This is a genomic window from Enterobacter sp. PGRG2, from assembly GCF_030291195.1.
Lineage (GTDB): Bacteria > Pseudomonadota > Gammaproteobacteria > Enterobacterales > Enterobacteriaceae > Enterobacter_D.
This window is the reverse complement of record NZ_CP127837.1, coordinates 978516-987860: the sequence shown is the minus strand read 5'-3', so window position 1 is coordinate 987860 and position 9345 is coordinate 978516. Positions and strand designations below refer to the sequence as shown.

Genomic DNA, 9345 nt, shown 5'->3' with positions numbered 1-9345 from the left:
CGCCGCCCGATCCGTTGTTTGCCGTCGACGTTCCATCGTTAGTACCCGCTCCCGTGCTCGTCCCTGTGGTCGGCGTTTTTTTCGCACTGGAATGAGAACCCCCGCCGCTGCAGGCAGATAATGAGAATGCAAGAAGTACGGCCACCGTAATGACGCTCAGGTGGCTAACGTTATTAGTAGCCATGATCATACTCCACTAAATAAAACGCCGGACGGCGTATTAATGAGTGTAAGTAGCTTTTTGACGGCAACAACTTTTGTTGCATGTATTATTAAATAAAGTTAATAAATTGTGATTATTCCTAATAATCAAATAAAGTGTATTTAAAAAAATCCTTGTTTATCAATATATTTATTTTTTATGTGGAAGCGTAAGCGGCGCTGAAACCCCGCAAGGATATGTAGCCCCAATTAAATTATTTATAAGTTAATAAGCATGCTAATAACTGATGCGGATATATCGCATCAAAAACATTATTTTAATATGGGGCGTAACTACGGGCGGCGAAATATTCCGGACTTGATCACACAAGCCCGGATATATTCTTTTAAAGCTGACTTTCCTGCCAGGCAAATTCAATCTCTTCAGCCAGCACTTTAATGCCCGCTTCAATTTTGTCCGGATCCGGAACATAGTTCATGCGCATACACTGGTGGGTGTGCGGCCAGGGTTTGTCGAGGCCAGGGAAGAAATAATCCCCTGGCACCATCAGCACGCCGCGTTTTTTCAGGCGCTGGTAGAGCAGTTCGGTGGTGATCGGCAGATCCTTAAACCACAGCCAGAGGAAAATCGCCCCTTCCGGCTTGTGGATCAGACAGCGCTCTTCCGGCAAATAGCGGCGTATTGTCGCAACCGTCTCCTGTACGCGCTGCTGATAGAACGGCTTGATAACGGTTTCCGACAGGCGCAGCAGATCGTTACGCTTGATCATTTCGCACATCATCGCCGGGCCGATACCGCCGGGGGCGAGGCTGATGATGCCGTTCATATTGCGGATCGCCGAGATAATTTTTTCATCCGCAATGATGATCCCGCAGCGACTGCCGGGCAGGCCGAGCTTGGAGAGACTCATGCACAGCACGGTGTTTGGGTTCCACAGCGGACGCGCATCGCTGAAGATGATCCCGGGGAAGGGCACGCCGTAGGCGTTATCGATGACCAGCGGAATGCCGTGCTGATTCGCCAGCGCGTCCAGCTTCATCAGCTCATCATCGGTGATCACGTTACCGGTCGGGTTGGTCGGACGCGATACGCAGATCATGCCGGTTTCTTCCCCGATATGCAGGTGCTCGAAATCAACGTGATATTTAAACTGGCCTTCCGGCAGCAGTTCAATGTTGGGGCGCGCCGAGACGAAAAGATCTTCTTCCAGGCCGGAATCGGCATAGCCGATGTATTCCGGCGCCAGCGGGAACAGCACTTTTCTGGTGCTTCCATCGGCACGACGACCTGCGAACAGATTGAACAAGTAGAAAAACGCGCTCTGGCTGCCGTTTGTCAGTGCAATATTCTGCGGCTCAATATCCCAGCCCTGAGTTTCCCGCAGCATTTGTGCAAGGCAGACCAGCAGCTCTGACTTACCCTGGGGACCGTCGTAATTGCATAGCGCATCAGTGGCTTTGCCGGAGCTGAGCATATCGGCAAGCAGCTGGTGGAAATAATCGGTCATTTCCGGGATTTGCGCCGGGTTGCCGCCGCCGAGCATGATGGCGCCAGGCGTGCGCAGGCCGTCGTTGAGATCCTCCATCAGGCGGGTGATGCCTGAATGGCGGGTGAATTTGTCGCCGAAAAGTGAAAATGTCATAGCAGGTGGTCTGTCGGTCTCTTTGAATTTGCCCCACCTTAACGCCAGCGCAGGCGCGGTGCAAATCGGACAAAGGCCGGTGTGATGGAATAAAATGCTGCTGGCTGTGGCTATGGTGAGTTTTTATGCCACAGGTAAAGGGTGGAATAAAAAGGCGTTACAGGACGGTTAATGGCCAGTGGACGTAGCTCTGCCACTGACACTCCTGATCGATAAGCTCAGCGCCCAGCGGGTGGCTGGTCAGCCAGTCATGCGGCAGGGACAGCGTCAGGCTCTCCTCCACCGCCGTCAGGGTGATGGCCGGCAACAAATCGTCACGGCGACGGCTGGCGAAAATAATCGCCAGACGCAGCAGCCGGCACAGGTGTTCCGCCACGCGCGGCGGCACGGCGTTTTGCTGATGCAACGACGAGAGATCGACCGTACTGGTCTGGTTGAGCAACAGGGTCGCCAGCAACTTTTTCTGCGCAGGGGTGAAGCCCGGCAGATCAAGATTGCGTACAAGATAGGCAGCGTGCTGCGGCGCGGATTTAAAATCGACGCTGAGGCCGATTTCGTGTAGCTGACAGGCGCTGACCAGCAGATCGCGCGACAGCGGCTGGAGATCCCAGACGCCTTCCACCTGCGCGGCAAAACGGGTTGCCAGCTGCGCGACGCGCAAAGCCTGTTCGGTATCGACCATAAAACGGCGCTGAATGTTACGCAGCGTGCGGTTGCGAATGTCCTGATCCACCGACAGATGCAGCATGCCGTACACCAGGCCTTCGCGCAGCGCGCCGCCTGCCAGAGTCATACACTGAATATCCAGCTCGGTGAAGATGGCGATAAGGATCGCCAGCCCGCTCGGGAAAACCAGCGCCCGCTCCAGCGTCAGGCCTTCGATTTCCAGCTCCTCAAGACGACCACACTGAATGGCGCGCTGTTTGAGCTGCTGAAGTTTGGCCAGCGTGATGCGCTCGTCCATGCCCTGCGCCATCATGATTTCCTGTAGCGCCTGCACCGTGCCGGACGCGCCGACGCAGACTTTCCAGCCGTGCGCGCGTAGTTCATTGGCCACCGGACGGATCACCGCGCGCGCGGCGCGTTCCGCCTCGTCGAAGTGCTCTTTCGCCAGATTACGGTCGGTGAAGTAACGCTCAAGCCAGGTGACGCAGCCCATCGACAGGCTGAACAGGGACGTGGCCTGCGCGCCGGTGCCGGTCACCAGTTCGGTGCTGGCGCCGCCAATATCCACCACCAGACGGCGATCGTCGCCACCAGTGGTGTGCGCCACGCCCTGATAAATCAGGCGCGCTTCTTCCTCGCCGCTGATGAGTTGCACCGGGCAGCCGAGGATTTCCTGCGCTTTCGTGATAAAGACATGTGCATTGACGGCCAGGCGCAGCGTCGCCGTGGCGACCACCTGAATTTGTACCTGCGGGATGTCCTGCAAACGTTCTGCGAACAGACGCAGGCATTGCCAGCCGCGCTCCATGGCTTCGGGCGAGAGCACAAGATCGCTGCTCAAACCCGCCGCCAGGCGGACTTTGCGTTTGATGCGGCTCAGGGTCTGTATGCTCCCCGCCACCTCGCGTACAACCAGCATATGAAAGCTGTTAGAGCCTAAATCTATTGCGGCGTATAGCGAAGTAGTGGTGAGCATCTTTTTTAACCCGGACGACGACGATTACGCGGTGCGCCAGGGCGGCGCTGATTATTGCCTGGACGGGCGCGGGTGAGGCGCAACGGCTTCGGCAGATCTTTCAGTAGCGCGTCCGGATTGTATTTGCTGACCGGAATAGAGTGGCCGGTGTAAGTTTCAATCGCCGGCAGGTTCAGCGCGTACTCTTCGCAGGCCAGGCTGATGGAATGACCGCTTGCGCCCGCACGGCCGGTACGGCCAATACGGTGCACGTAGTCTTCACAGTCATCCGGCAGATCGTAGTTGAAGACGTGCGTAACGGCTGGAATGTGCAGACCGCGCGCGGCCACGTCAGTCGCTACCAGGATGTCCAGGTCGCCACGGGTAAATTCTTCCAGGATACGCAGGCGTTTTTTCTGCGCCACGTCACCTGTCAGCAGGCCTACACGGTGCCCGTCGGCGGCTAAATGGCCCCAGATGTCTTCGCAACGGTGTTTAGTATTGGCGAAAATGATGGCGCGATCCGGCCACTCTTCTTCAATCAACGTCTGCAACAGACGCATTTTTTCTTCGTTAGACGGATAGAACAGCTCTTCTTTGATGCGGTGGCCGGTTTTTTGCTCCGGTTCGACTTCCACATATTCAGCGTTGTTCATCTGTTCAAAAGCGAGTTCACGCACACGGTAGGACAGGGTGGCGGAGAACAGCATGTTGAGACGTTCAGTGACCGCCGGCATACGACGGAACAGCCAGCGAATGTCTTTGATAAAGCCCAGGTCATACATGCGATCGGCTTCATCCAGCACCACCACCTGAATCGCGCCAAGGTTGATGTGGTTCTGTTTTGCGTAATCGATCAGACGCCCGGTGGTGCCGATCAGAATGTCGACGCCGCTTTCCAGGACTTTAAGTTGTTTGTCATAGCCATCGCCGCCGTAGGCGAGGCCTAATTTCAGGCCGGTAGTCTGCGCCAGGGGTTCGGCATCAGCATGGATCTGCACCGCCAGTTCACGGGTTGGCGCCATGATCAGCGCACGCGGTTGGTTCACCTTGCGGTCTGCGATCGCCGGATGAGAGAGAAGATAATGAAACGTTGACGTCAGAAACGCCATCGTTTTCCCGGTACCGGTTTGCGCCTGTCCTGCTACATCACGACCAGCCAGCGTTAGCGGGAGCGCCAGCGCCTGGATATGTGTGCAATTATGAAAGCCTTTGTTTTCAAGGGCTTCGATCACCTTAGGGTGCAGGGCGAAGTCGGTAAACTTCTGTTCTGTTAAATGTGTTTTGCTCATAGTGTGGTAGAATATCAGCTTACTATTGCTTTACGAAAGCGTATCCGGTGAAATAAAGTCAACCTTTAGTTGGTTAATGTGGCATCAATACGTTGTAGTTTCATGCTACATCAGCACGCCAGGCTTATTCCTGTGGAGTTAAATATGAGCGATAAAATTATTCACCTGACTGACGACAGTTTTGACACGGATGTACTTAAAGCTGAAGGGCTGACCCTCGTCGATTTCTGGGCAGAGTGGTGCGGTCCGTGCAAAATGATCGCTCCGATTCTGGATGAAATCGCTGACGAGTATCAGGGCAAACTGACCGTTGCCAAACTGAATATCGACCAGAACCCGGGCACTGCGCCTAAGTATGGTATCCGCGGTATTCCGACCCTGCTGCTGTTCAAAAACGGCGAAGTAGCGGCCACCAAAGTCGGTGCGCTGTCTAAGGGTCAACTGAAAGAGTTCCTGGACGCCAACCTGGCATAATCCAGCGCAAACCCAGCCTGGCGTGCTGCGTTCCTAATTTTTTGGGATCGCTGGACGCCCGGCTTCAGTCGTGCTAAGTTTGTTTTGACTTCGTTTTAAACATACCTTTGTAGTTTGTACCCGATACTTCCCGCTGAGCACCATCGCCGCGAGAGAAGTAGATAGATTCCGGGCTTGTCACTCAATCCGTCTTGTCGTTTCAGTTCTGTGTTCTTCCCGTAAGCAGGCAGCGAACAGACATGAGTTGATGGCCGCTAAAACAGGCATGGATGACCCTGCCATACCATTCACAAATTAAGTTCGAGATTTACCCCGAGTTTAAGAACCCACACCACTATGAATCTTACCGAATTAAAGAATACGCCGGTTTCTGAGCTGATCACTCTCGGCGAAAATATGGGGCTTGAGAACCAGGCTCGTATGCGCAAGCAGGACATCATTTTTGCCATCCTGAAGCAGCACGCTAAGAGTGGCGAAGATATATTTGGCGACGGTGTGCTGGAGATTTTGCAGGATGGATTTGGTTTCCTCCGCTCCGCAGACAGCTCCTACCTCGCCGGTCCTGATGACATCTACGTTTCCCCCAGCCAAATCCGACGTTTCAACCTCCGCACTGGTGATACCATCTCTGGTAAGATTCGCCCGCCCAAAGAGGGTGAACGTTACTTTGCGCTGTTGAAAGTCAATGAAGTTAACTACGACAAACCAGAAAACGCGCGTAACAAAATCCTGTTTGAGAACCTGACTCCGCTGCACGCAAACTCTCGTCTGCGTATGGAACGTGGTAACGGCTCTACAGAAGACTTAACCGCCCGCGTTCTCGATCTGGCCTCGCCGATTGGTCGTGGTCAGCGTGGTCTGATTGTGGCACCGCCGAAAGCCGGTAAAACCATGCTGCTGCAAAACATTGCCCAGAGCATCGCCTACAATCACCCTGATTGCGTGCTGATGGTTCTGCTCATTGACGAACGTCCGGAAGAAGTTACCGAGATGCAGCGTCTGGTAAAAGGCGAAGTGGTTGCGTCCACCTTCGACGAACCGGCTTCCCGCCACGTTCAGGTCGCTGAAATGGTGATCGAAAAGGCGAAGCGTCTGGTTGAGCATAAAAAAGACGTTATCATTCTGCTCGATTCCATCACCCGTCTGGCCCGCGCCTACAACACCGTGGTACCGGCTTCCGGTAAAGTGTTAACCGGTGGTGTGGATGCTAACGCCCTGCATCGTCCGAAGCGTTTCTTCGGCGCGGCACGTAACGTGGAAGAGGGCGGCAGCCTGACCATCATCGCCACCGCGCTTGTCGATACCGGTTCTAAAATGGATGAAGTTATCTACGAAGAATTTAAAGGTACCGGCAACATGGAACTGCATCTGGCGCGTAAAATCGCTGAGAAGCGTGTATTCCCGGCGATCGATTACAACCGTTCAGGTACGCGTAAAGAAGAGCTGCTCACCACGCAGGAAGAACTGCAGAAAATGTGGATTTTGCGTAAGATCATTCACCCGATGGGCGAGATCGACGCAATGGAGTTCCTCATCAACAAGCTGGCGATGACCAAAACCAACGACGAATTCTTCGACATGATGAAACGTTCGTAAGTCTTATCAATTTTGCTGGTTCTGGTGAATGATTTGACGGCGGTTTGCATCGACAGGCTGATGTGAAGATGCGGGAAAAACGCGCAGTTTCTCACTTGACGGAGTGCGCGTAATCCAAATAAAGCCCCGAAACGCCACGTTTTACGTGGCGTTTTTCTTTTGCGGAATATACGCTATAACCACGGAGCCACAAGATGCTTCGGGCAGCGCGCGATATTACGGAACATTCACTATAAGAATGGCCTAATTGATTGAAAAACATACAACAGACCCTGTGTATGACCCGCTTTATTGCTTCTTGAGCAAGGTCAACGTCGTTATACTTCCAGGATCAACATTCGCTGAGAGCATGCATTGTGAATTTACTCACTGCGGTTACTGAGTTATTCAGTATTTTTTTACTCACTTTTATCTTTCTTTTTTTCGCACGGAAAATCGCGAAGAAAATCGGTCTGGTGGACAAGCCAAACTTCCGTAAACGACATCAGGGGCTGATCCCGCTGGTGGGCGGTATCTCTGTTTACGCCGGGATTTGCTTTACGTTCTACATTGCCGATTACTACATACCTCATGCTGCTCTCTACCTGGCCTGTGCGGGCGTACTTGTCTTCGTGGGCGCGTTAGACGATCGTTTTGATATCAGCGTAAAAATTCGTGCCACTATCCAGGCGCTTATCGCCGTGGTGATGATGGCCGTCGGCAAGCTTTATCTCCTCAGCCTCGGGCATATTTTTGGCTCATGGGAACTGGTGCTCGGACCGTTCGGTTTCTTCCTGACGCTGTTTGCCGTCTGGGCCGCCATTAATGCCTTCAATATGGTTGACGGTATTGATGGTCTGCTCGGAGGGTTGTCCTGCGTCTCCTTCGGGGCCATTGGCATCATCCTGTGGTTCGACGGTCAGACCAGCCTTGCGATGTGGTGCTTCGCCATGATCGCCGCCATCCTGCCCTATATTCTGCTGAACCTTGGCGTGCTTGGCCGCCGCTATAAAGTGTTTATGGGCGATGCGGGCAGTACGCTGATTGGTTTTACCGTGATCTGGATCCTGCTGGAAACCACTCAGGGCCAACGCCATCCGATAAGCCCGGTCACGGCGCTGTGGATCATCGCCATTCCATTAATGGACATGGTGGCGATTATGTATCGTCGTCTGCGTAAGGGCATGAGCCCGTTCTCACCGGATCGTCAGCACATCCACCATCTTATTATGCGTGCCGGCTTTACCTCCCGTCAGGCATTCGTCCTTATCACGCTCGCTGCCGCCCTGTTGGCCGCTATCGGCGTTGTGATGGAATATGTACATATCGTACCGGAATGGGTGATGTTGGCATTGTTCTTGCTAGCATTTTTCCTGTACGGCTACTGTATTAAACGGGCATGGAAAGTCGCACGCTTCATTAAACGTGTGAAACGCCGTCTCCGTCGCAAAAGCAGACATAATCCACCATTAACCAAGTAATTCTGGGATAGCGATGACTCAACCATTACCGGGAGCACAATCAGTAGGTACGGAGAATGAACTGGATATTCGTGGTTTGTTTCGTACTTTGTGGGCAGGGAAATTCTGGATTGCAGGTGTGGCGCTGGTTTTCGCCTTGATCGTATTACCCTATACCTTTTTCGCGCGTCAGGAGTGGAGCGCCACGGCGATGACCGATCGGCCTACCGTGAACATGCTTGGCGGTTACTACTCTCAGCAGCAGTTCCTGCGTAATCTGGATGTTAAAGCCAGCCTGGCGCCGGTCGATCAGCCTTCGGTAATGGACGAGGCCTATAAAGAATTTGTTATGCAGCTGGCGTCATGGGATACCCGCCGTGATTTCTGGTTACAGACCGATTATTACAAGCAGCGTACGGTGGGCAACAGCAAAGCCGATGCCGCAATGCTGGATGAATTAATCAACTACATCCAGTACACGCCTGGCGACGCCCTGCGTAACCTGAATGACAACGTTAAGCTGACGGCGGAAACAGCGCCGGACGCTAACAATCTGCTGCGTCAGTATGTGGCCTTTGCCAGCCAGCGCGCTGCCAGCCATCTGAATGATGAGCTGAAAGGCGCATGGGCGGCGCGTACTATTCAGATGAAGGCGCAGGTCAAGCGTCAGGAAGAGGTGGCCCGCGCTATTTTCAACCGCCGCGTTCACAGCGTGGAACAGGCGCTGAAAGTTGCCGAACAACACAATATTTCCCGCAGTGAAACCGAGGTGCCGGCCGACGAACTGCCTGATTCAGAAATGTTCCTGCTGGGCCGTCCGATGCTGCAGGCGCGCCTCGAAAACCTGCGTTCCGTCGGCCCGGAGTTTGACCTGGACTATGACCAGAACCGTGCCATGCTGAATACGCTCAACGTCGGCCCCACACTGGATCCCCGTTTTCAGACTTATCGTTATTTGCGCACACCGGAAGAACCGGTAAAACGCGACAGTCCGCGTCGTGCTTTCCTGATGATCATGTGGGGAATTGTGGGGGCGTTAGTCGGAGCCGGTGTAGCGTTAACGCGTCGTCGCTCATACTAAACGCCGTCTGAGATGAAGGCCGCCGTGCCTTCATCAT

The 9345-nt window shown here is 53.8% G+C and carries 7 protein-coding genes; 4 read left to right on the top strand and 3 right to left on the bottom strand.

Features of this window, described 5'->3' with window-relative positions; all coding sequences use genetic code 11:
• Window positions 1-548: 548 nt before the first annotated feature.
• From avtA to rhlB, 3 genes are all read right to left on the bottom strand, one after another.
• Complete coding sequence (gene avtA, locus QRD42_RS04205; protein WP_072571079.1) at window positions 549-1805, bottom strand: valine--pyruvate transaminase; 1257 nt, start codon at window positions 1803-1805, stop codon at window positions 549-551.
• 157 nt (window positions 1806-1962) lie between these two features.
• Complete coding sequence (gene gppA / locus QRD42_RS04200; protein ID WP_072571080.1) at window positions 1963-3447, bottom strand: guanosine-5'-triphosphate,3'-diphosphate diphosphatase; 1485 nt, start codon at window positions 3445-3447, stop codon at window positions 1963-1965.
• A 5-nt stretch (window positions 3448-3452) separates the two neighbouring features.
• Window positions 3453-4718, bottom strand: coding sequence for an ATP-dependent RNA helicase RhlB (rhlB, locus tag QRD42_RS04195; RefSeq protein ID WP_072571081.1), 1266 nt, complete (start codon window positions 4716-4718; stop codon window positions 3453-3455).
• A 144-nt stretch (window positions 4719-4862) separates the two neighbouring features.
• On the opposite strand from rhlB, the gene trxA reads away from it, so the two are divergent.
• From trxA to wzzE, 4 genes are all read left to right on the top strand, one after another.
• On the top strand, window positions 4863-5192 hold the full coding sequence (trxA, locus tag QRD42_RS04190) for a thioredoxin TrxA (RefSeq protein WP_042394997.1): 330 nt from the start codon (window positions 4863-4865) through the stop codon (window positions 5190-5192).
• 336 nt (window positions 5193-5528) lie between these two features.
• Window positions 5529-6788, top strand: a complete 1260-nt coding sequence (gene rho / locus QRD42_RS04185; protein WP_072571082.1) for a transcription termination factor Rho — start codon at window positions 5529-5531, stop codon at window positions 6786-6788.
• A gap of 356 nt (window positions 6789-7144) precedes the next feature.
• Window positions 7145-8248, top strand: coding sequence for a UDP-N-acetylglucosamine--undecaprenyl-phosphate N-acetylglucosaminephosphotransferase (wecA, locus tag QRD42_RS04180; RefSeq protein ID WP_072571083.1), 1104 nt, complete (start codon window positions 7145-7147; stop codon window positions 8246-8248).
• Window positions 8249-8261: 13 nt separating this feature from the next.
• Window positions 8262-9308: an ECA polysaccharide chain length modulation protein gene (gene wzzE / locus QRD42_RS04175; RefSeq protein WP_072571084.1), complete on the top strand. Its 1047-nt coding sequence runs from the start codon at window positions 8262-8264 to the stop codon at window positions 9306-9308.
• Window positions 9309-9345 lie beyond the last annotated feature (37 nt).

Excerpts from the sequence above, each read along its gene's own strand:
- trxA (WP_042394997.1), top strand. The coding sequence starts at position 4,863 with ATGAGCGATAAAATTATTCACCTGACTGACGACAGTTTTGACACGGAT.
- rho (WP_072571082.1), top strand. The coding sequence starts at position 5,529 with ATGAATCTTACCGAATTAAAGAATACGCCGGTTTCTGAGCTGATCACT.
- avtA (WP_072571079.1), bottom strand. The coding sequence starts at position 1,805 with ATGACATTTTCACTTTTCGGCGACAAATTCACCCGCCATTCAGGCATC.
- wzzE (WP_072571084.1), top strand. The coding sequence starts at position 8,262 with ATGACTCAACCATTACCGGGAGCACAATCAGTAGGTACGGAGAATGAA.
- rhlB (WP_072571081.1), bottom strand. The coding sequence starts at position 4,718 with ATGAGCAAAACACATTTAACAGAACAGAAGTTTACCGACTTCGCCCTG.
- gppA (WP_072571080.1), bottom strand. The coding sequence starts at position 3,447 with ATGCTCACCACTACTTCGCTATACGCCGCAATAGATTTAGGCTCTAAC.